Raw genomic sequence first — 22264 nt, 5'->3', positions numbered from 1 at the left:
ATATTTGCTGAAATGACGGGAAAACGAAAAGGGGATTATTTGTTAACGGGGTGATAAATGGTGGTTTAAATATGGATATGCAATCGGTTTCATCTCTTGCGATATAATTTGTCCCCTCACCCCGGCCCTCTCCCCAAGGGAGAGGGTGTTCAAGTTCCCTCTCCCCTTTGGGGAGAGGGTTAGGGTGAGGGGCATTTACAACCTTAGCGTTTCTTACCCATCGCGGCCGCCAGCGCATCCATCATTGCGCTGTTACCCGCTGGCTGCGCATCACGCCCGCGCGGCTTCGCGCCTTTAGCAGCAGGGCGCTGCTGCTCACGGCCACCGCCGTTACTGCCGCGGCGCGCGTTGGTTTCACCTGGCTGCTCGTCCAGACGCATGGTCAGGGCGATTCGCTTGCGCTGCAGGTCCACTTCCAGCACTTTCACCTTCACGATATCGCCCGCTTTGACCACCGTATGTGGATCTTCAACGAACTTATCGGCGAGCGATGAGATATGCACCAGGCCATCCTGATGCACGCCGATATCGACAAAAGCGCCAAAGTTAGTGACGTTGGTGACGGCGCCTTCCAGCACCATGCCCGGCAGCAGGTCGTTCATGGTCTCGATGCCGTCGGCAAAGGTCGCGGTTTTGAACTCAGGACGCGGATCGCGGCCCGGTTTTTCCAGCTCTTTGATGATGTCGGTTACGGTCGGCACGCCGAACTGCTCGTCGGTGAAATCGACCGCTTTCAGGTTGCGCAGCGCGTTGCTGTCGCCCATCAGGTCTTTGAGTGCCTGCTGGGTCGCTGCCAGAATGCGCTCAACCACCGGGTAGGCTTCCGGGTGAACGGTTGACGCATCCAGCGGGTTATCGCCGTGGTTGATGCGCAGGAAGCCCGCACACTGCTCAAACGCTTTCGGCCCCAGACGGCTTACCTTCAGCAACTGCTGGCGGTTCTGGAACTGACCGTTCTCATCACGCCAGGCAACGATGTTCTGCGCCATCATGCGGGTTAAGCCTGCCACGCGGGTCAGCAGAGGAACGGAGGCGGTGTTCAGGTCCACGCCCACGGCGTTTACGCAATCTTCCACCACCGCATCCAGCTTACGCGCCAGCTGCGTCTGGCTCACGTCGTGCTGATACTGGCCCACACCGATGGATTTCGGGTCGATCTTCACCAGTTCCGCCAGCGGATCCTGCAGACGACGGGCGATAGAGACCGCACCGCGCAGGGAGACGTCCAGGTCCGGGAACTCCTGGGCCGCCAGCTCTGACGCAGAATAGACGGACGCCCCGGCCTCGCTGACGATCACTTTCTGCGCCGTCACTTTCGGGAACTGTTTCTGCACGTCGAGGTAGAAACGTTCGGTTTCGCGGGAGGCCGTACCGTTGCCGATAGCCACCAGCTCAACGTTATATTTCTCGCACAGCGCGGCCACCACTACAGCGGCCTTCGCCGCCTGACCGGTATGCGGGTAAATGGTGTCGGTTGCCACCAGCTTGCCGGTACCGTCAACCACCGCCACTTTTACGCCGGTACGCAGACCCGGATCGAGACCCATGGTCGCACGCAGGCCAGCAGGTGCGGCCATCAGCAGATCATGCAGGTTACGGGCAAAGACGTTGATTGCTTCGTCTTCCGCACGCTCGCGCACGGTGCCCATCAGTTCGGTTTCGAGGTGCATCAGCACCTTAATGCGCCATGTCCAGCTCACCACGCCTTTACGCCAGCTGTCTGCCGGGGCGTTATTCAGGCGCAGGCCGAGGTGATCGGTGATGATCTGCTCGCAGTGGCTCTCTTTTGGCGGCTCATCAAACTGCGGGTCGGCGTTGAGAGAGAGCTGCAGCACGCCTTCATTACGGCCGCGGAACATAGCCAGCGCACGGTGAGAAGGCGCGGTTGAAATCGGTTCGTGGTGATCGAAGTAGTCGCGGAATTTCGCGCCTTCCTCTTCTTTGCCTGCCACCACGGTAGAGACGATGTGGGCGTTCTTCCACAGATAATCACGCACACGGGAGAGCAGGGCGGCATCCTCGGAGAAGCGCTCCATCAGAATGTAGCGTGCGCCATCAAGGGCCGCTTTGGTGTCTGCCACGCCTTTGTCAGCGTCGATAAATTTGGCCGCTTCGGTTTCCGGGTCGTGTGACGGTTCGTTCCACAGCAGCTCGGCCAGCGGCTCCAGACCTGCTTCAATTGCAATCTGCCCGCGCGTACGGCGCTTCGGTTTGTAGGGCAGATAGAGGTCTTCGAGTTCAGTTTTGCTCAGGGTGCCGTTAATGGCCTTTTCCAGATCGCTGGTCAGTTTGCCCTGTTCGCCGATGGATTTGAGGATTGCCTGACGGCGGTCTTCCAGTTCACGGAGGTAGCCCAGACGGGTCTCCAGGTTACGCAGCTGCGTGTCATCCAGACCGCCGGTGACTTCCTTACGATAACGTGCAATAAACGGCACGGTGTTCCCTTCATCAAGCAGGCGAACGGCAGCTTCTACCTGTTCGGCTCTGGCCTGAAGTTCACCCGCAATAATGCGGCAGAGCGAATCTTTCATCATGGCTTTATCATCTTGTGGGTCAAAAATCAGGGGATAGTTATACGGGCTGACACGGTAAAATGCCAGCCGTGGAGGGCGCTCTCGGACTATTTTACGTAGGTGATCTCATTGACGTACCAGCTCGCTTCTCCGGCAGGCGTCTGGACAACGGCTAAATCACCCACCTCCTTTTTCAGCAGCGCGCGGGCCATCGGCGAGTCGATGGAGATATAATCCTTACGGCCAAAAATTTCGTCGTACCCGACAATGCGAAAGCGCAGGGTATTGCCATCATCATTCTCGATCTCAACCCACGCGCCGAAGAAGACTTTGCCCTCCTGCTGCGGTGAATAATCGACAATTTTAAGATTCTCGAGACATTTGGTCAGATAGCGTACCCGACGGTCGATCTCACGCAGCCGCTTCTTGTTGTACTGGTAGTCAGCATTTTCGCTGCGGTCGCCCAGGCTTGCCGCCCAGGTAACTTTTTTGGTCACTTCCGGACGCTCTTCGCGCCACAGGTAATCCATCTCTTTTTTGAGTTTTTCGTACCCTTCGCGGGTGATCAGGGGCGTTTTCATACTGTGACCTTCAGACTCGACTTCATTGCAAACATTGCGCACATTACGTATCACGTAGTCTATCAGACAGCGTTAATAATCATTTATGTGATGAATTGTGCAGATAAGCTGCTGTTAAATATGCTTTGTAACAATTTCGACTAGAATTTATACCAGAATTCGCTGGTCGAACCCGTGCACTTTTTTAGAATACGCTGTTATTAGACTATCCGAACCTTTGGGAGTACACACAATGCAAGAGAACTACAAAATTCTGGTCGTGGATGACGACATGCGCCTGCGTGCGCTGCTGGAACGTTATCTGACCGAGCAGGGCTTCCAGGTTCGTAGCGTCGCGAACGCTGAGCAGATGGACCGCCTGCTGACCCGTGAATCCTTTCATCTGATGGTCCTCGACCTGATGCTGCCGGGCGAAGACGGGCTCTCTATCTGTCGCCGTCTGCGCAGCCAGAGCAACCCCATGCCAATCATTATGGTGACGGCGAAAGGGGAAGAGGTTGACCGTATCGTGGGCCTCGAAATTGGCGCTGACGACTACATTCCTAAACCGTTTAACCCGCGTGAACTGCTGGCGCGTATTCGGGCCGTGCTGCGCCGTCAGGCGAACGAACTGCCAGGCGCACCGTCGCAGGAAGAAGCGGTGATTGCGTTCGGGAAGTTCAAGCTGAACCTCGGTACGCGTGAGATGTTCCGTGAAGACGAGCCAATGCCGCTCACCAGCGGTGAGTTCGCGGTACTGAAAGCGCTGGTCAGCCACCCGCGTGAGCCGCTCTCCCGTGACAAGCTGATGAACCTGGCGCGCGGCCGTGAATACTCGGCAATGGAACGTTCCATCGACGTGCAGATCTCTCGTCTGCGCCGCATGGTGGAAGAAGATCCGGCGCATCCTCGTTATATTCAGACCGTGTGGGGTCTGGGCTACGTGTTCGTCCCGGACGGCGCTAAAGCATGAGGCGAATGCGCTTCTCACCGCGAAGCTCGTTTGCCCGTACCCTGCTTTTGATTGTCACCTTGCTGTTTGTCAGCCTGGTGACAACCTACCTGGTGGTGCTGAACTTTGCGATCCTGCCGAGCCTTCAGCAGTTTAATAAGGTCCTGGCGTACGAAGTACGTATGCTGATGACCGATAAACTGCAGCTGGAGGACGGCACGCAGTTAGTGGTTCCTCCGGCGTTTCGCCGTGAAATCTACCGTGAACTGGGCATTTCGCTCTATTCGAATGAAGCGGCGGAAGACGCAGGTCTGCGCTGGGCACAGCACTATGAATTCCTCAGCCAGCAGATGGCGCAGCAGCTGGGGGGCCCGACGGAGGTGCGTGTTGAGGTCAACAAAAGCTCGCCGGTCGTCTGGCTGAAAACCTGGCTGTCGCCCAATATCTGGGTGCGCGTTCCGCTGACCGAAATCCACCAGGGCGACTTCTCGCCGCTGTTCCGCTACACCCTCGCCATCATGCTGTTAGCGATAGGCGGCGCGTGGCTGTTTATCCGTATACAGAACCGACCGCTGGTCGACCTGGAACACGCTGCGCTCCAGGTCGGTAAAGGGATCATTCCGCCGCCGCTGCGTGAATATGGCGCATCGGAGGTGCGTTCGGTGACGCGCGCGTTTAATCATATGGCGGCTGGCGTCAAACAGCTGGCGGATGACCGTACGCTGCTGATGGCGGGCGTCAGCCATGATCTGCGTACGCCACTCACGCGTATCCGACTGGCGACGGAGATGATGGGCGAAGAGGACGGTTATCTCGCCGAGTCCATCAACAAGGATATCGAAGAGTGTAACGCCATCATTGAGCAGTTTATTGACTACCTGCGTACCGGGCAGGAGATGCCGATGGAGATGGCTGACCTGAACGCGGTGCTGGGCGAAGTGGTGGCGGCTGAAAGCGGCTACGAGCGTGAGATTGATACCGACCTTCAGGCCGGTGAAATTCAGGTTCGCATGCACCCGCTCTCCATCAAGCGCGCGGTGGCAAACATGGTGGTGAATGCGGCCCGCTACGGTAATGGCTGGATTAAAGTCAGCAGCGGATCGGAACTCAACCGCGCCTGGTTCCAGGTGGAAGATGACGGTCCGGGTATCAAGCCCGAGCAGCGTAAGCATCTGTTCCAGCCGTTTGTGCGCGGCGACAGCGCGCGCAGCACCAGCGGAACCGGTTTAGGCCTGGCGATTGTGCAGCGTATTGTTGATAACCATAACGGGTTGCTGGAGATTGGTACCAGCGAGCGGGGTGGGTTGAGCATTCGCGCCTGGTTGCCGGTGCCGGTGACGCGGGGGCAAGTGAAAGAGGGGTAATCGGGGTGCGGCCTGATGCCCTCACCCCGGCCCTCTCCCACGGGGAGAGGGAGAAACCATTAAAAAAGGCAACTTTCGTTGCCTTTTTGCTTTTACCTACAGCTTCGGTCCCGCACTCACCAGTGCTTCACCCGCCGGGGTATCGGTATACTTCTCGAAGTTCTCAATAAACAGCTTCGCCAGCGTTTCCGCTTTCTCACGCCACTGTTCCGGGGATCCATAGGTGTTACGCGGGTCAAGGATATGCGTATCCACGCCCGGCAGCGCCGTTGGAATAGCCAGATCAAACATCGGCAGGGTGAAGGTTTCAGCGTTATCCAGAGAACCATCCAGAATGGCGTCGATAATGGCGCGGGTATCTTTGATGGAGATACGCTTGCCGGTACCGTTCCAGCCGGTGTTAACCAGGTACGCCTGCGCCCCGGAGGCCTGCATGCGTTTTACCAGCACTTCTGCGTACTGCGTCGGGTGCAGCGACAGGAAGGCCGCGCCGAAGCAGGCGGAGAACGTTGGGGTTGGCTCCGTCACGCCCCGCTCGGTGCCCGCCAGTTTGGCGGTAAAACCGGAGAGGAAGTGATACTGCGTCTGGCTGGCGGTCAGGCGGGAAACCGGCGGCAGCACGCCGAACGCATCCGCCGTCAGGAAAATCACCTTCGTCGCATGACCCGCTTTCGACACCGGCTTCACAATGTTGTCGATGTGGTAGATCGGGTAGGAAACGCGGGTGTTTTCGGTTTTGGATGCGTCGTCGAAGTCGATAGAGCCGTCGGCACGTACGGTGACGTTTTCCAGCAGCGCATCGCGGCGGATGGCATGGAAGATATCTGGCTCAGCTTCTTCAGACAGACGAATGGTCTTCGCGTAGCAACCGCCTTCGAAGTTAAACACGCCGTCGTCATCCCAGCCGTGCTCGTCATCCCCAATCAGACGACGTTTTGGATCGGTAGACAGGGTGGTTTTACCGGTGCCAGACAGGCCGAAGAACACCGCCACATCCCCTTTTTCACCGACGTTCGCTGAGCAGTGCATAGAGGCGATACCGCGCAGCGGCAGCAGGTAGTTCATGACCGAGAACATGCCTTTCTTCATCTCGCCGCCGTACCAGGTACCGCCAATCAGCTGGATACGCTCGGTCAGGTTAAAGGCGATAAAGTTCTCGGAGTTCAGGCCCTGCTCTTGCCACTGTGGGTTGGTGCATTTGGCACCGTTCATCACGATGAAATCGGGTTTGAACGTCTGCAGCTCTTCGTCGGTTGGACGAATAAACATGTTTTTCACGAAATGTGCCTGCCAGGCCACTTCGGTGATAAAACGCACGGAAAGACGGGTGTCGGCGTTAGCGCCGCAGAAAGCGTCGACAATGAACAGACGCTTGCCGGAAAGTTGTTGGGTGACGAGCCCTTTCAGATGCTGCCAGGTTTCCGGGGAGAGCGGTTTGTTATCGTTCTTCCCTTTGCCCTTGTCAGCCCACCACAGCGTGTCGCGGGTGGTTTCGTCTCGGACGATATACTTATCTTTCGGCGAACGACCGGTAAAGATACCGGTATCGACGGCGATAGCACCAAGGTTAGTCAACACACCTCGCTCGTATCCTTCCAGTGCTGGATTGAGCTCTTCCTGATACAGCGTATCGTAATCGGGGTTGTAGACGATTTCCTGGACGTCGTGAATACCATAAGCCTTGAGATCTTGCGGGGTTAAACCAGTAACACGCATATCACTGCTCCTTAGCCAATATGTACTGCCTGAAATTGTAGGGTTTTTCTGAGGTTGTTAACCGCGACGGGGCTCATAGATTTACGTATCTGGTCAAAACCCTTACTAACGGAAAACGCTGCGACTCCAGTCACAGGGCAGGCGGATTATCGCAGGAATCGCTTTTTTGTTGGGGAAAATGTTCCGAAAAGGTTAATGGCTGGTGATTTTATCGGAAAGAATGTGAATGTAATCGCATACACGTAAGAAAATTACGTAAGGGTTACAGTATGAAAACGATTCATGTCGTCCGCGGATTGATGAAACAATACGCTTTTCTGGAAAAGGGATGAGAGATGGAAAACAGTGAAACGTTATCCCCTTCAACGCGCCTGGCCATCGTGCTGGTGGGCGCTTTACAGGGGCTGATTTGCTACGGGATCAGCGAGTACATTGCGTATGCGAAATTGCCATCCGATACGGTGTGGTCTTTGTGCGTGATGCCTGCAACGGTGGCGATGACCGCCACTGTCGCGCTTTCCGTGACGTCATTCAGAAAACCGTTACTCTGGCTGGCGCTCGCGATCGTTGGCGCTGTTGTCGCCGGTATGGGGGCCTGGCTTAAGTGGAGCGTGTCCGGGCTTGAACACTGGGAAATTAAAGAGGCCGTGCTTGTCTGGGGCTTTCATCTTCTGTTGATGATGCTATTGATGTTGCCATGGCTGCAAAGGCGTCTGTCGCCTGCGACGACGGCCTCGTTCTACAGTGATTTTTACGATAAGCACTGGCACAACGCGCTGACTATACTCACTATTTTTATCTCCAACGGCCTCTTCTGGCTGGTGCTTTTCCTCTGGGCTGAACTCTTCAAACTCATTGGCATTCAGTTTTTTGATCGCCTTTTCTTCCAGTCTGACTGGTTTATTTCAGTGGCGATTGGCGTGGTTTCTGCCAGTGTCGCCGTGCTGGCGCGTATGCAGGTGCGCTTGATGCGCGCATTACAAAATCTGCTTACCCTGATCGCCACCGGCCTGTTGCCTCTGATGGCGGCCTTAGCCCTGCTGTTTATTGGCGCATTGCCCGTGATGGGCTTTGAGGCCATTTCCGCACGGATATCCGCGGCGGGCCTGCTGACCGCCTTAGCGCTACTGCTCCTTTTTCTGGTGACGATTGTCTGGCATCCGCAGCGTCAGACGCTACCTTACTATGCGCTTCTCAACGGGATGGTTCGTCTCGCCATCGCTATCGTTCCCGCCTATCCGGTGTTAGCAGGGTGGGCGTTATGGCTGCGCATTTCGCAATATGGCTGGTCGCCAGAGCGTCTGTATGGCGTGCTCATTACGCTGGTGGCGCTGGTCTGGGCGGTAGGATTTTGCATAAGCGTTGTCTTCTGTCGCCGCGAAGCACAAAAGCTGCAGGCGTCCGTTATCCCGCTAACGGGGTTAGTTGCGCTTATTCTCCTGATCCTGATTCATACGCCGGTGCTTGATCCGTGGCGTATCAGCGTTGAAAGCCATATGGCGCGCTACCACGACGGACGCATCAACGCGGATCAGGTCAGCCTGTATATGCTCAGCAACAGCGGGCGTAAGGGACGCGAGGCCATGCAGACGCTGCAATACGATCGGCAGTTTATGGCTGAGCCAAAGCGCCAGCGTGAGCTGTACGGCCTTCTCAGCGGAAACCGGGACGGAGCAGGGAAGATGACAGCCGGGATGCTTGAGAAGCAGTTCACACTCGCACCGGGTACGTCTCGCCCCGACAAGGGGTTATGGCAGGCGATGCTGAATAACCAGTACCGATTTGATTCCTGCAGCCGCGAGCGGAAAACCTGTTTACTGATGTCACTGGATCTGAACGGCGACGGCAAGCCTGAAGCGGTGATTTATCAGTTTAGCGACCGCACGATTGTGGTGTACACGCAAACCGGTACCGGCTGGAAGCTGGCAGGCGATACCTGGAAAATGCCTGATGGTTTATCACGGGAAGAGCTGGAACGCGCAGTGCAGCAGGGGAAGGTGAAACCCGTTGTGAAGCCGTGGGCGGATATTGAGATCTTCGGTGAACGCGTAGAGATAAACTACGATAATGCACTGGTGCGTTAACAAAACGGCTCCTTGTGGAGCCGTTGCTTTATGATCAGTGAACCTGCGGATCCGCCGGAGAGGCGTTGTTGCGGATCTCAGCGATATCCATCGAGTTGAACACATAGTGCGTACCGCAGTAGTCACAGTGCATATCGATTTCACCGTCTTCAGCCATAATGCTGTCGATCTCTTCATCCGGCAGGGTTTTCAGTGCGCCAGCGCAGCGTTCACGTGAACAGGTGCACTTAAACTCCACGGCTTGTGGATCGTAAACCGTCACCTCTTCTTCATGATACAGGCGCCACAGCACATCGGTCGCCGACAGGTTGAACAGCTCTTCCGCCTTGATAGTTTCGGTCAGCGTCGCCAGGTGCTCAAAATCATTGGTCTGCGCATCCTGTGCGGGCAGAACCTGCAGCAGCATACCGCCTGCAGCAGGTTGGCCGTCTACTTCACCGGTACGGATAAACAGGCGAGTTGGCAGCTGTTCTGAACGCATGAAGTAATCTTCCAGGCAGGCGGCCAGGGTATCGCCTTCCAGACCGACCACGCCCTGATAGCGTTCACCTTCTTCCGGGGAGATGGTGATCACCAGGTAGCCATTGCCCACCAGCGTTTTCAGGTCGGCATTTTCAGGAACGTCGCCCTGAACGCGCGCGACGCCGCGCATCTGCTGCTGATTGTTACCGTTGATCACGGCCAGCGACATCGGGCCATCACCCTGCAGCTGCACGGTGATATCACCGGCAAACTTCAGCGTGGCGGTCAGCAGGCTGGTGGCAACCAGCAGTTCGCCCAACAGGGTTTTCACCGGCAGCGGGTAGTTGTGGTTTTCCAGAATCTGTTTCCAGGTTTCGGATACGGTGACCAGCTCGCCACGCACGGCGAATTGTTCAAACAGATAGCGGTGTAATTGGTCGTGTTGGGCCATAATAGTCTCTCGTGCAGGTGAGGGTTACTCGGTCTCACCGTGTTTAAATTTCATCAGATCGCGGCGCTCTTTTTTATCCGGTCGCCGGTCCGGGTGGGGCATGGTCAGCGCATTCATTTTGCGCGCCAGCGCGGTCTTCTCGCGCTTTTCAATGCTCTCAGCCGTCTCTTCATAAAGCTGTACGGCTTCAGATGCGGGCCGTCGTTGTTCGGTAATGGCTTTAATCACCACCGTTCGTTCATCGTTGCCCTGACGCAGCGTTAAGGTGGCATTCAGTTCAACCAGCTTACTCGGCTTGCTACGCTGGCCGTTGTAATGCACCTTTCCGCCGTCGATCATCTCGCGGGCAAGGGCGCGCGTTTTATAAAAACGGGCTGCCCACAGCCATTTATCCAGTCTTACCCCATCTGAGGGTTTTTCTTTCATGGCGTCTCCTTCACGGTCAGTGAGGGGATCATCTGACGATAGTCACCCAGCCCCGGATGCCGCAGATAGCTTTTGTCCGCCAGGCCGGAGTCAGGATTGGTCACGCCCAGGCAGTAGCGAATGCCAAACGCCGCGGCGGAATCCAGAATGGGCTCGCTGTCATCAATGAACAGCGTGCGTTCCGGCTGTAAACCGGTCTCTTCCTTCACCGCATGCCACAACCGCTGATCCTCTTTCGGATAACCAAATGTGTGGGTGGAAAGTAATAAATCAAGGTGTGACGCAAGACCCGTATGTTCCAGCTTCACGGCCAGATTATGCGGATGGGCGTTGGTCAGCAAAATACGGCGCTTGCCGCTTGCTTTCAGCGCATCCAGGAAGGGCACGGTGTCCTCACGCAGTACGGCGCGCGGGCCCTGGGCGGTGGTCATGGCACAAATATCCAAACCGAGTCGTTCGCTCCAGTAGTCCAGACAGTACCAGTTTAGCGTATGTTGCACCGCGCTATATTGCGAACGAATGAATTCCTGCGCTTCTGCCGGGGAGATACCCTGCTGTACGCCATAGGTCTCCGGGACCAGCTTTTGCCAGAAGTAATTATCAAAGGCGAGATCGAGCAGCGTGCCGTCCATATCCAGCAGGACGGTATCAACCTCCTGCCAGGCGATATCAAGATGCATAGGGGAACTCCAGCCAGAAGAAACGTGCGCGACAGGGTAGCACAACTTGTCGCGCAGCGATGTTATCCGATCAGGCTCTCAGAGGAGGGGACCAGCTTAGGATTAAGGCAATTTTCGTAGTATTGCTGGATCTCAGCAAGCCGGGTGCGCGAACGCTGGTAACGGCGCAGGGCCATAATGCCGTTCCAGAAAATAGACACCAGCATGGCGATCATCAGCAGCGATGTACCGATATAACGCCATAAACCCGCGCTGTCAGGCATCCGGTGCAGGCCGATATGGCGCGTACCGTTGGCATCGGTAAAGATACTGGTCACAATCCCTTCGGCACTGAATGGCGTTTGCATCAGCATCTGCGCCAGGCGCTGGAACTGCCCCCATTGTTCCTGAGCCGGGTAGTCGTACAGGGCAATTTGCGGATAAGGCTGATCGACCAGGTCGCTGCCTTCATCGCTGACAATCACAAAGCCGCCAGGCGCCGGGCTATTCAGCGCCTGGGCCGCACGGGTGGTTTCACGCATCACAAACGGCGCGGTAGAGGTCGCCACCAGGTTATCCAGCGATTCGGCACTCACCGGGCGCAGTAGCACGTTCACGCCGTCCAGACGACCCGCTTCGGCGCGCTTCACCAGCGAGTCCCAGTCTTTGCTGTTACCCAGGTTCACGAGCGCATTTTTAAGGCGAACGCACTCATCCTGTGCTGAACATAAATCCTGCGTTTTCAATACGATTTCGCCAAAGTCATCCAGCAGTACCATTCCGGATTTCTGAATGGCAGAACGCAGGGCAGGGCTGACGCGTGAATCATCATCAGTTTTCGGGTGCAGCTGGCGGTTGAGCGTCTGGGTGAGCGCAGTGGCTTTATTGACGACATCTGACTCCGGCAGCGGCAACGGCGGCGCATCGTTCCAGACGATTTGCGAGCAGTCGAACGGCATGAACGGCGAGTTCTGACGGGTATTCCAGGCCCCTGGGGTGTGGATGTTACACATCCCGGTCCCCTTCAGACGGAGCGTATCACCCACCCGCACGCCAGCGTCATCCAGTTGCTTAACGCTGGTGGCTTCTACGGTTTGTGCCCCTTTGATCCACGACAGGGTGAATTTGATGGGCATATCCAGCGGCACGAACAGCAGCAACAGAGCAAAGACCAGCGCTGCGCCCCCGGCGATAACCGTACTGCGTAGCCAGTGCTGAAGCGGGAAGTTTTTCACTTCATCGTGCAGGGAGAGGAAGCGCCCCTGACGCACAACATGGCGGTCAAGGTAGATATCAATATCGGTTTTATGCCCCAAATCCTGTGCAATCCATGGCTGCCAGTGGCGCGGATAGATAAGGTCAATAATCCCGAGGGAGATATTGTTGATATGTTCCTGATCGTTCTCACCGAACAGGCCCCAGCGCTTAGGGGTGCCGCGCAGGCAGTGAATTTCACGCAAAGAGGTTTTGGCCGGAGGCGCAAACAGCCCCCACAGCCCGGCGGCCAACAGCAGCAGCGCACCGCCCGCGAGCCACGGGACAAACACATCCGGCGTCAGCAGACAGAAGAAAAAGAGCAGGAAGGCGGCCACAATCAGGACCGCCTCGCGAATGCCATCCGGACGACTCAGGGCGTGCTCTTCATGAGTCTCCTGACGAATGTTCAGCAGTTCAATTTGCTCGGTCTCTTCACCGCGAATGGAGGCCTGCTTTGAACTCGCGCGTTCCAGCGCAAAGCGCGGTGCTTCATGAATGTATTCATTCAGCGTATGGCCGTTTAGGGAGATGACCAGCGGCAGCGAATCGGTATGGATAAGCTCAACGCTGTTTTCATCATTAATGTACTGCTCCCAGGAGGGAGGCAGATGCACTTCAACGGAGTCGAGGTAGTAGCGCCATTTATTGGGATCGTCAGTCGTGATGCCATAACGGGTGATGGAGCGCGTCACGCAGAGCACGGTGTCGCTTTGTGCGTTCAGATTGAGGGTGACAGGCGCAGCCGTAGCCCCCGTTGGCCCGGGCGTTAACTGGGAACGGTTGAGGGTTTCGAGATAGTTCTCAACAGCATCGCGCTCTTCTTGCGTGAGTTTACGCGTTGTGGCACCGGCAAAGGCCGTTAAAAAGGGCAGCCTGAAACGACGCTGTACGCGACGCCTGTATACCCACCCTGCAACTAAAGCGCCGGCCAGCATAGCAGCGAGAACGATCAAAATGGTGCTCATGCTTTCCCCATCTTACTTTATCTTCTTACAGGTGTAGTCAGTGCACCTTTAACAATGAATGAGAGTCTGTGGTTGGCTATCGGCAAGCATGGAGTCGAACTTGAGCATTCTGCAGCGCATCCCAGTGACCGATGATGATAGCAAAGCCTGTCATGGCGCGATATCAGCAAATTCCTGGAAACATTTCAACCTCTTGACATTTGTTTTGATTTGAGGATTGATTCCTGTCAGGTTGCACAAATGTAAATAAAGAACAATTGACATTGCCGAAACCGTGCGGCGTATCGCACAATAAAGTCAGTTCACACTTCAAAGACCCGTCAAGATGAGCAAACCACTACAAAAACCCACCATTCTGAGTGTTGAAACTGTCGCGAAATCCCGGCTGTTTAATGTCGAAAGTGTGGACCTGGAGTTCAGCAACGGCGTGCGTCGCGTTTATGAACGTATGCGCCCCTCATCGCGTGAAGCGGTGATGATCATCCCCATTGTTGATGACCATCTGATTTTGATCCGCGAGTATGCAGTGGGCACGGAATCTTATGAACTGGGTTTCTCGAAAGGGCTTATTGATCCGGGTGAAACGGTCTTTGAAGCAGCAAACCGCGAGCTGAAAGAAGAGGTTGGGTTTGGCGCGAAAGAGCTATCGTTCCTGAAAAAGCTGAGCATGGCTCCCTCCTATTTTTCCAGCAAAATGAACATTGTGGTGGCTGAAGATCTTTACCCTGAATCGCTGGAAGGTGACGAGCCGGAGCCGCTGCCCCAGGTTCGCTGGCCACTGGCGCACCTGATGGATTTGCTGGAAGATCCTGACTTCAATGAGGCGCGTAACGTGAGCGCGCTGTTCCTGGTGCGGGAATGGCTGAAGGGGCAGGGGCGGCTGTAGTGGCCTGATGCCCCAACCCTCTCCCACGGGAGAGGGAACAAACACAAAAACGGCAACCCGAGGTTGCCGTTTTGCTTTGTTGTCAGAACAGCTCGTGCGTCTCGCCGTTATCAATAATCTCTGTACCCACCTCATGTACCGCCTGCGTGGTTGGCTGCGTACCTTCGATGAAATACTCCTCACGGCTATTGCCACCGTTGGCTAACTGCCCGGTGCTGCGGTCGATATTGACCGTGACCACGCCCGGCGGTGGCGTCAGCGGCTGCTCCGGCACGCCCTCAAGAACGGATTTCATATAGGCATCCCAGGCTGGTTGCGCACTTTTGGCCCCGCCTTCGTAGCCGGAAATCTGATCTTTGATCGCGCCAGACGCCGTGGTGCGGCCTAAATCGCGGCGGTGATCGTCAAAACCGATCCAGACCGAAGTCACCACGCCCGGACCGTAGCCGGAGAACCAGGCATCTTTCGAGCTGTTGGTGGTCCCGGTTTTACCGCCGATATCGTGGCGCTGTAAATCACGCCCGGCACGCCAGCCGGTACCCTGCCAGCCCGGTTCACCGAAGATGTTGGTATTCAACGCGCTCTTGATCAGGAATGACAGCGGGGTGTTGATCACATGCGGGGCATACTCCTGCGCACCGCTCTGCGCCACCAGCGCCTGGTTTGCCTGTTCCAGCTGTGGCTGCGGCACCACGCCGTTCGGCTGCTCCTGCGACACGGCGACATCTTCCATGTCCTTGTTTTCAAGCACGTCAGACTTCGGCGTATTGCCGTAAATCACCGGGATATCGCACTCCGCACAGGCAATTTTCGGTTTCGCTTCGAACAGCACACCGCCCTGGTCGTTTTCGATTTTACTGATGAAGTACGGGTCGATCAGGAAGCCGCCGTTGGCCATGACCGAATACCCCCGCGCCACCTGCAGCGGCGTGAACGATGCCGAGCCTAACGCCAGCGATTCGGTGCGCACGATGTTCTGTGCCGGGAAGCCAAAACGTTGCAGATACTCTGCCGCGTAATCGACGCCCATCGCACGCATTGCACGCACCATCACCACGTTTTTCGACTGACCCAGCCCCTGACGAAGGCGAATAGGACCTGCGTATTCCGCCGGCGAGTTCTTCGGCTGCCAGTCGGAACCGGCACCGGCATCCCAGCGAGAGATCGGCACGTCATTGAGGATACTGGCAAGCGTTAAGCCTTTATCCATCGCCGCCGTGTAGAGGAACGGTTTGATATTCGAACCGACCTGACGCAGCGCCTGCGTCGCGCGGTTGAATTTGCTCTGGTTGAAATCAAACCCACCCACCAGCGCCAGCACGGCACCGTTTTGCGGGTTAATGGAGACCAGCGCGGAGTTGACGTCTGGCACCTGCGCCAGCCACCAGGCATCGCCCACCTGACGGACCCAGATTTGTTGTCCGGTTTGTACGACATCGGTCACTTTACGTGGTGTTGGTCCCTGTAAGGTGTCAGAGCGGTACGGACGCGCCCAGCGGATCCCGTCCATACGCAAGGAGACTGAGGTGCCATCCGCAAGCGTTGCAACGGCTTCCTGAGGCGTGGCCTGCGTCACCACCGCAGGCAGCAGCGGGCCGTAGGTAGGCAGCGCTTTCAGCGTACTGGTGATTTTTTTACTGTCCCAGGCGCTTTCGCCCACCTTCCACAGCACGTTGGACGGGCCGCGATAGCCGTGACGCATATCGTAGTCCATCACGTTATTTCTCACCGCATCCTGTGCTGCCTGCTGCCCTTTACGGGTAACCGTGGTGTATACGCGATAACCATCTTCATAGGCCTTATCCCCATAACGGCTGACCATTTCCTGGCGAACCATTTCGGTCAGATACGGGGCAGAAAAGGCGATCTCCGGCGCATGGTAGTTGGCGTCGATGACATCGTTGCGTGCCTGCTCATATTCACTCTGGCTGATGTAGCCTTCGCTCAGCATACGTGACAGAACGACATTGCGACGTGCGGTGGCGCGATCGAGCGAGTAGAGCGGGTTAAACGTGGACGGGGCCTTAGGCAGGCCGGCAATGGTCGCCATTTCGCTTAAGGTCAGTTGCTCCACGGGCTTGCCGAAGTACACCTGTGCCGCAGCACCCACGCCATAGGCGCGATAACCGAGATAGATCTTGTTGAGGTAAAGCTCAAGGATTTCGTCTTTACTCAGCAACTGCTCAATGCGGATCGCGAGGAACACCTCTTTTATCTTACGGATCAGCGTCTTTTCAGGGCTGAGGAAGAAGTTACGCGCCAGCTGCTGCGTAATGGTACTTGCCCCCTGAGAGGCATGCCCGGAGAACAGCGCAACGCTTGCGGCACGGAAAATCCCCACCGGGTCAACGCCGTGGTGCTCGTAAAAACGGCTGTCCTCTGTGGCGATGAAGGCCTTCACCATCACAGGGGGAATTTGGTTTAAGGTCAGCGGGATACGGCGTTTTTCGCCGTACTGCGCCATCAGCTCGCCGTCGGCGCTGTAGACCTGCATTGGGATCTGGAGCCGCACATCACGAAGCGTAGCGACATCAGGTAGCTGCGGCTCAATATATTTGTACAAACCATAAATCGAGCCTGCCCCCAGCAGAATGCAACACACTGCAAGGATTAATAAATACTTTACGAACTTCACCGGAGATTTCCCATCTGGTTTCACTTGGGCAGTTTCTAAACAATCGCGCGGTAGTATAAAGGCAAGCCTGATTCATTGATATAGCCGTCACGGCGACGGGCGATAAGGAGATCGTGAAGCATGGCTTTCAAAACATGGCAAACGGGCGTTCATATTCAACAAGATAGGGTGCTGATTGTCGCGCTGGTTCGTGAGCGTCTCAGCTGGTGTCTGCGCCGCTGGTGGGCGATACCGCTGACGGAAGGCATCATCCTCGACGGGAAAATTTCTCAGCCAGAACAATTGCTTGACGCATTACGTGGCTGGCGGCGTACGTTGCCGCATCAGCACCGGGTGTTTCTCTCATTTCCGGCGGCGCGTACCCTGCAAAGATCGTTACCCCGCCCGGCTATCACCCTGCGCGACAGCGAACAGCTCTCCTGGCTAGGGGCTGCGCTCTCGCGTGAGCTGGAGATGTCCCCTGATGCGTTGTGCTTCGATTACACACAGGACACGTTCAGCAACACATTTCATGTCACCGCTGCGCAAAACAAAGAGGTTGAAACACTATTGACGCTCGCGAAAACGCTGCATTTACGGCTGGTGACGATTACTCCGGATGCCAGCGCACTGGCAAATTTTCTTCCTGCGGTGGCACCGGCGCAGTGTGTCGCGTGGCGAGACGAACATCAGTGGTTGTGGGCAATGCGCCACCAGTGGGGGCGCCGCTTCGCTACCGAGGCCAAAAGCGTGGCTGAACTGGCGGCACTGCTGGCTCTCGCGCCGGACGATATCGCGCTGTTTGATAGCCAGCGCGACCCGTGGGAGATCGTCTCTCGCTGTCAGCCCCCGCTGCCGGAGTGCGGTGCCGATTATGCCGTCGCGCTGGCGCTGGCCATGAGCGAGGTGCCTGAATGAGCATGACCAATCTTCTTCCGTGGCGACAGCAACGACGCGCGCGCCGCCTGCGGTTCTGGGGTGGGCTGTCTGCGGCCACCTGTATTCTGACGCTGGCAACGGTCTTCAGTCTGAGCATGCACGCCCACCTGAAACTGCACGCCCTGCAGGCTGAACTGGCGGGCATGCAGACCGTGCAGCGCGCGCTGTCTTCTCGTCTACCTCTTGCCACACCCGCTCCCACGCGCCAGCCACAGCGTATGGCGTGGCACCCGGTACTGGCGTCACTCTCCGATGCCATTCCGGCGCAGGCCTGGTTCACTGAGCTTCGTTACCAACCGCCCTCTTTGATGATTAACGGCTATGCCTCAGCACTGCCCGCCCTGTCGGTAATGGGTGATGCTCTGCGACAAATAGCCGGTTTTACCCCAGGGTCAGCAGGGGAGATACGGCAGGATAATCACGGGCGCTGGATGTTCACTTTTCAGCTCACAGGCCAGGGGTAACGTGTGAACAGAATATTTGAACGCTGGTGTGAGAGCCGTCGCCGGTACCGGCTCCTGTGCGGTGGGCTGGGCGTTGCCTTGTTGTGGGGAACCGCATGGGGCCTGTTCCTGAGGCCGCTTAATTCACAGCTTGCTGCGCTTCAGAAGCAAATGGCCGACGCCGTACAGCGCCATGCGACGCTCTGGCCTGTCGCCAGCAACGCGCCGCGCCGAACACCTGAGCCTGACGCACGCCCGGTGGTGCGCTTTTCCCCGCTGGATTTTCAGGCTGATGGCGCAACGCTGGTGCACTGGAAACCCCTTCCGGGCGGTGGAGAGCTGGCGCTGGATGCCGAGTGGCCAGCAATCCTGACGGCTTTCGCCCGGCTGGCGCAGCAAGATGTCCGGATTGCCGCCTTTACGCTTGCGCCTCAGGGCGCGGCGTTACGTCTGCGAGTGCAGCTGGAGCAAGACCATGCGAAATAGCCTGCGCTACCTGCTGCTCTGCTCAGTGCTGTTACTCACCGGGATGCGCGATCCGTTTCGTCCGCCTGACGATCCCTGTGCCGTTGGCGAGCTGACGCAGTGGCACTATCGCGGCATGGTCGGCGGGGTTGCCCTGTTGCAGGACGGGAAACAGCGCTGGTATCGCCTGCACTTAGAGGAACGTTTACCGGCGGGCTGGCGGGTCAGCGCAATGAATGAGACGCAACTCGTCATAAACGTGGGTGAAACCTGTGAGCCAGCGCAATGGACATGGCAACGAGAAGGAACGAAAAAATATGAATTTAAGGATAACGCTGCTGTTACTGACGATCGTCACTCCGCTGGCCGCCGCACCGAAGCCGGTCACGCTGGTGGTGGATGACGTTCCTGCGGTTCAGGTCCTGCAGGCGCTGGTGGCGCAGGAGAATCGTAATCTGGTGGTGTCACCCGACGTAAGCGGCACTTTATCGCTCAGTCTGACGCATGTTCCGTGGCGACAGGCATTACAGACGGTGATCGCCAGCGCAGGGCTGGTTATGCGCGAGGAGGGCGGCATTTTCTATGTCCATACGGCGGCCTGGCAGCGCGAACAGCAGGAGCGTAAAGCACAGGACCGGGCCCGCAGGCAGCTTGAGGCTCCGCTGCTCTCGCAAAGCATTTCGTTTTCATACGCAGATGCCGGGGAGCTACAAAACGCAGCGGAAAAACTGCTCAGTCCGAAGGGCAGTCTGTCTCTTGATAAACGCACCAACCGGCTGCTGGTCAGGGATAATAAAGCCGTACTGGAGACGCTACAGCGCTGGGCAACACAGATGGATATTCCCGTCGAGCAGGTCGAACTGGCGGCGCATATCGTCACCATCAACGAAAAAAGTCTGCGGGAGCTGGGGGTGAAATGGAATCTTGCCGAGGCCACTGAAGTGGGCAAGGTTGGGCAAATGTCAACCCTTGGCAGTGATTTGTCTGTGGCCAGCGCCACCAGCCATGTGGGGTTTAACATCGGGCGTATTAACGGCAGGCTGCTGGATCTGGAGCTGTCAGCACTGGAGCAAAAACAGCAGGTCGATATCATCGCCAGCCCGCGACTGCTGGCCTCACACATGCAGCCAGCCAGTATCAAACAGGGCAGTGAGATCCCATACCAGGTCTCCAGCGGGGAGAGTGGGGCCACCTCTGTGGAGTTCAAAGAGGCGGTATTAGGTATGGAGGTCACCCCAGTGGTGCTACCGGGCGGGCGCGTGCGCCTGAAATTACATATCAGTGAAAATATGCCTGGGCAGGTGTTGCAACAGGCCGATGGCGAAACGCTGGCTATCGACAAACAAGAAATAGAGACTCAGGTGGAGGTAAAAAGTGGAGAAACGCTGGCGCTGGGCGGTATTTTCTCGCAAAAGAATAAAACCGGAAGTGATAGCGTACCCGGGCTCGGTAAAATCCCCTGGCTTGGGCAGCTTTTTCGTCATGACGGTAAAGACAACGAACGGCGTGAATTAGTGGTGTTTATAACACCACGTCTGGTGGCTATTCACTGACGGGTAACGATCCCCGCAATGATTTTGCATTCAGTTTGTTGCAGATGTTTGACGTGGGGCATGAATTAGCATACAAGGAGTACCGATTTGAGTTGGACTGACGTCTTGTTGTCTTATGCGTCTGGTGCGGTGATTTAATCAGTTGCCAAACAAGCCGGAGTATTGAGATAATTTTTAGTCTGACTCTCGCTCTATTGCATATGAGGTTTCAGTTCATGTCCTGCTACGCCGGGTGTCTGCGAAGCGGGGATTACCATTAACGAATAGTCTTAGTAGTACCGAAAAAATGGCAGAGAAACGCAATATCTTTCTGGTTGGGCCTATGGGTGCCGGCAAAAGCACTATTGGGCGTCAGTTAGCTCAACAACTCAATATGGAATTTTACGATTCTGATCAAGAGATTGAGAAACGAACCGGAGCTGATGTGGGCTGGGTCTTCGATGTAGAAGGCGAAGAAGGTTTCCGTGACCGAGAAGAAAAAGTGATCAACGAACTCACGGAAAAACAGGGCATCGTGCTGGCGACCGGCGGCGGTTCTGTAAAATCTCGCGAAACCCGCAACCGTCTCTCCGCCCGTGGCGTAGTGGTCTATCTTGAGACGACCATTGAAAAACAGCTGGCACGTACGCAGCGCGATAAAAAGCGCCCGCTGCTGCAGGTTGAAACGCCACCACGCGAAGTTCTGGAAGCGTTGGCCGATGAACGCAATCCTCTGTACGAAGAGATTGCTGATGTGACCATTCGTACTGATGATCAGAGCGCTAAAGTGGTTGCAAACCAGATTATTCATATGCTGGAAAGCAACTGATTCTGGCTTTATATACACTCGCCTGCGGGTAAAAGCATTAAAGGTGGATGTCGCGTCATGGAGAGGATTACAGTTACTCTCGGGGAACGTAGTTACCCTATCACCATCTCGGCTGGTTTGTTTAACGACCCAGCTTCCTTTTTACCACTGAAAGCGGGTGATCAGGCGATGCTGGTCACCAATGAGACGCTGGCTCCGCTTTATCTTGACCGCGTTCGCCACCTGCTTGAGCAGGCAGGCGTGAAGGTCGACAGTGTAATTCTGCCCGATGGCGAGCAGTATAAAAGCCTGACGGTACTGGATACCGTCTTTACCGCATTGCTGCAAAAACCCCATGGTCGCGATACGACACTGCTTGCTCTTGGCGGCGGTGTTGTGGGCGATCTGACGGGCTTTGCGGCAGCAAGCTATCAACGTGGTGTCCGTTTTATTCAGATTCCGACCACCTTACTGTCTCAGGTCGACTCTTCCGTTGGCGGCAAAACCGCGGTCAACCATCCGCTCGGCAAAAACATGATTGGCGCGTTCTACCAGCCTGCTTCGGTGGTGGTGGATCTCGACTGTCTGAAAACCCTGCCAGCACGCGAACTGGCCTCTGGCCTGGCTGAAGTGATCAAATACGGCATTATTCTCGACGGCGAGTTCTTTAAGTGGCTGGAAGAGAATATGGATGCGCTGCTGCGCCTGGATGAGGCTAAACTGGCATACTGCATTCGCCGTTGTTGTGAGCTGAAAGCAGAAGTTGTTGCAGCAGACGAGCGTGAAACGGGCTTACGTGCTTTACTGAATCTTGGGCATACGTTTGGCCACGCGATTGAAGCCGAAATGGGTTACGGAAACTGGCTCCACGGTGAAGCTGTCGCTGCTGGCATGGTGATGGCTGCCCGTACCTCCGAACGTCTGGGTCAGTTCAAACCAGAAGAGACGGCACGTATCATCGCACTGCTGGAACGTGCTGGCTTGCCGGTAACCGGGCCGCAGGAGATGTTGGCGCAAGCGTATTTACCCCACATGATGCGCGATAAAAAAGTATTGGCAGGTGAGATGCGTCTTGTACTCCCGCTTGCAATAGGGAAGAGTGAAGTGCGCGGCGGAGTGCCGCACGATGTCGTTCTTGGCGCTATCGCTGATTGTCAGCAGGCGTAAC

19 protein-coding genes are annotated in these 22264 nt (G+C 56.3%); 11 read left to right on the top strand and 8 right to left on the bottom strand.

Annotated elements, in window-relative coordinates; all coding sequences use genetic code 11:
• Window positions 1–203: 203 nt before the first annotated feature.
• Window positions 204–2534: a Tex family protein gene (locus AC2FAK_RS18100; RefSeq protein ID WP_095455469.1), complete on the bottom strand. Its 2331-nt coding sequence runs from the start codon at window positions 2532–2534 to the stop codon at window positions 204–206.
• Window positions 2535–2620: 86 nt separating this feature from the next.
• On the bottom strand, window positions 2621–3094 hold the full coding sequence (gene greB / locus AC2FAK_RS18095) for a transcription elongation factor GreB (RefSeq protein WP_013099090.1): 474 nt from the start codon (window positions 3092–3094) through the stop codon (window positions 2621–2623).
• Between the two features lie 232 nt (window positions 3095–3326).
• Here greB and ompR point away from each other — a divergent pair, with 232 nt between their 5' ends.
• Together ompR and envZ are read left to right on the top strand one after the other, a co-directional pair.
• On the top strand, window positions 3327–4046 hold the full coding sequence (gene ompR / locus AC2FAK_RS18090; protein WP_006177890.1) for an osmolarity response regulator transcription factor OmpR: 720 nt from the start codon (window positions 3327–3329) through the stop codon (window positions 4044–4046).
• On the top strand, window positions 4043–5389 hold the full coding sequence (gene envZ / locus AC2FAK_RS18085) for a two-component system sensor histidine kinase EnvZ (protein ID WP_029882169.1): 1347 nt from the start codon (window positions 4043–4045) through the stop codon (window positions 5387–5389). The genes ompR and envZ overlap by 4 nt, the downstream gene beginning before the upstream one ends.
• Before the next feature lie 96 nt (window positions 5390–5485).
• Here the strand turns inward: envZ and pckA are convergent, their stop codons facing one another.
• Entirely contained in the window at window positions 5486–7105 is a 1620-nt protein-coding gene (gene pckA / locus AC2FAK_RS18080) for a phosphoenolpyruvate carboxykinase (ATP) (RefSeq protein ID WP_014833557.1), read from the bottom strand.
• Window positions 7106–7440: 335 nt separating this feature from the next.
• Here pckA and AC2FAK_RS18075 point away from each other — a divergent pair, with 335 nt between their 5' ends.
• A complete protein-coding gene (locus tag AC2FAK_RS18075) occupies window positions 7441–9189 on the top strand; it encodes a DUF4153 domain-containing protein (protein WP_095455470.1) in 1749 nt (582 codons plus the stop codon).
• A 34-nt stretch (window positions 9190–9223) separates the two neighbouring features.
• On the opposite strand, the gene hslO is transcribed toward AC2FAK_RS18075, so the two are convergent.
• The 4 genes from hslO to AC2FAK_RS18055 form a co-directional block, all read right to left on the bottom strand.
• The gene (hslO, locus tag AC2FAK_RS18070; RefSeq protein ID WP_013099084.1) at window positions 9224–10102 is read right to left on the bottom strand and encodes an Hsp33 family molecular chaperone HslO; all 879 of its coding nucleotides are present in this window, start codon (window positions 10100–10102) and stop codon (window positions 9224–9226) included.
• A gap of 24 nt (window positions 10103–10126) precedes the next feature.
• The gene (hslR, locus tag AC2FAK_RS18065; protein ID WP_013099083.1) at window positions 10127–10528 is read right to left on the bottom strand and encodes a ribosome-associated heat shock protein Hsp15; all 402 of its coding nucleotides are present in this window, start codon (window positions 10526–10528) and stop codon (window positions 10127–10129) included.
• A complete protein-coding gene (gene yrfG, locus AC2FAK_RS18060; RefSeq protein WP_095455471.1) occupies window positions 10525–11208 on the bottom strand; it encodes a GMP/IMP nucleotidase in 684 nt (227 codons plus the stop codon). Before yrfG ends, hslR begins: the two co-directional genes overlap by 4 nt.
• 62 nt (window positions 11209–11270) lie before the next feature.
• Entirely contained in the window at window positions 11271–13409 is a 2139-nt protein-coding gene (locus AC2FAK_RS18055) for an intracellular growth attenuator family protein (RefSeq protein WP_013099081.1), read from the bottom strand.
• Window positions 13410–13734: 325 nt separating this feature from the next.
• Here AC2FAK_RS18055 and nudE point away from each other — a divergent pair, with 325 nt between their 5' ends.
• On the top strand, window positions 13735–14295 hold the full coding sequence (gene nudE, locus AC2FAK_RS18050; RefSeq protein WP_029882167.1) for an ADP compounds hydrolase NudE: 561 nt from the start codon (window positions 13735–13737) through the stop codon (window positions 14293–14295).
• An 82-nt stretch (window positions 14296–14377) separates the two neighbouring features.
• Here nudE and mrcA read toward each other — a convergent pair whose 3' ends face one another.
• The gene (gene mrcA / locus AC2FAK_RS18045; protein WP_013099079.1) at window positions 14378–16930 is read right to left on the bottom strand and encodes a peptidoglycan glycosyltransferase/peptidoglycan DD-transpeptidase MrcA; all 2553 of its coding nucleotides are present in this window, start codon (window positions 16928–16930) and stop codon (window positions 14378–14380) included.
• A gap of 120 nt (window positions 16931–17050) precedes the next feature.
• On the opposite strand from mrcA, the gene AC2FAK_RS18040 reads away from it, so the two are divergent.
• The 7 genes from AC2FAK_RS18040 to aroB all read left to right on the top strand — a co-directional run bounded on the left by AC2FAK_RS18040 (window position 17051) and on the right by aroB (window position 22263).
• Window positions 17051–17827, top strand: a complete 777-nt coding sequence (locus AC2FAK_RS18040) for a type IV pilus biogenesis protein PilM (protein WP_095455472.1) — start codon at window positions 17051–17053, stop codon at window positions 17825–17827.
• A complete protein-coding gene (locus tag AC2FAK_RS18035) occupies window positions 17824–18312 on the top strand; it encodes a PilN domain-containing protein (RefSeq protein WP_095455473.1) in 489 nt (162 codons plus the stop codon). The genes AC2FAK_RS18040 and AC2FAK_RS18035 overlap by 4 nt, the downstream gene beginning before the upstream one ends.
• Window positions 18313–18315: 3 nt before the next feature.
• Window positions 18316–18777 carry a HofO family protein gene (locus AC2FAK_RS18030; protein ID WP_047024184.1) on the top strand — a complete coding sequence of 154 codons (462 nt, stop codon included), beginning with the start codon at window positions 18316–18318 and terminating at the stop codon, window positions 18775–18777.
• The gene (locus AC2FAK_RS18025; protein ID WP_058660986.1) at window positions 18767–19159 is read left to right on the top strand and encodes a HofP DNA utilization family protein; all 393 of its coding nucleotides are present in this window, start codon (window positions 18767–18769) and stop codon (window positions 19157–19159) included. Before AC2FAK_RS18030 ends, AC2FAK_RS18025 begins: the two co-directional genes overlap by 11 nt.
• On the top strand, window positions 19074–20309 hold the full coding sequence (hofQ, locus tag AC2FAK_RS18020; protein WP_095455474.1) for a DNA uptake porin HofQ: 1236 nt from the start codon (window positions 19074–19076) through the stop codon (window positions 20307–20309). The genes AC2FAK_RS18025 and hofQ overlap by 86 nt, the downstream gene beginning before the upstream one ends.
• Before the next feature lie 286 nt (window positions 20310–20595).
• Window positions 20596–21117, top strand: coding sequence for a shikimate kinase AroK (gene aroK, locus AC2FAK_RS18015; protein ID WP_003861630.1), 522 nt, complete (start codon window positions 20596–20598; stop codon window positions 21115–21117).
• 57 nt (window positions 21118–21174) lie between these two features.
• The gene (aroB, locus tag AC2FAK_RS18010) at window positions 21175–22263 is read left to right on the top strand and encodes a 3-dehydroquinate synthase (RefSeq protein WP_320736879.1); all 1089 of its coding nucleotides are present in this window, start codon (window positions 21175–21177) and stop codon (window positions 22261–22263) included.
• Window position 22264: the final 1 nt, after the last annotated feature.

It is taken from the genome of Enterobacter cloacae complex sp. 394F7 (assembly GCF_057320385.1).
This window is presented reverse-complemented; position numbering and strand designations above follow the sequence as displayed.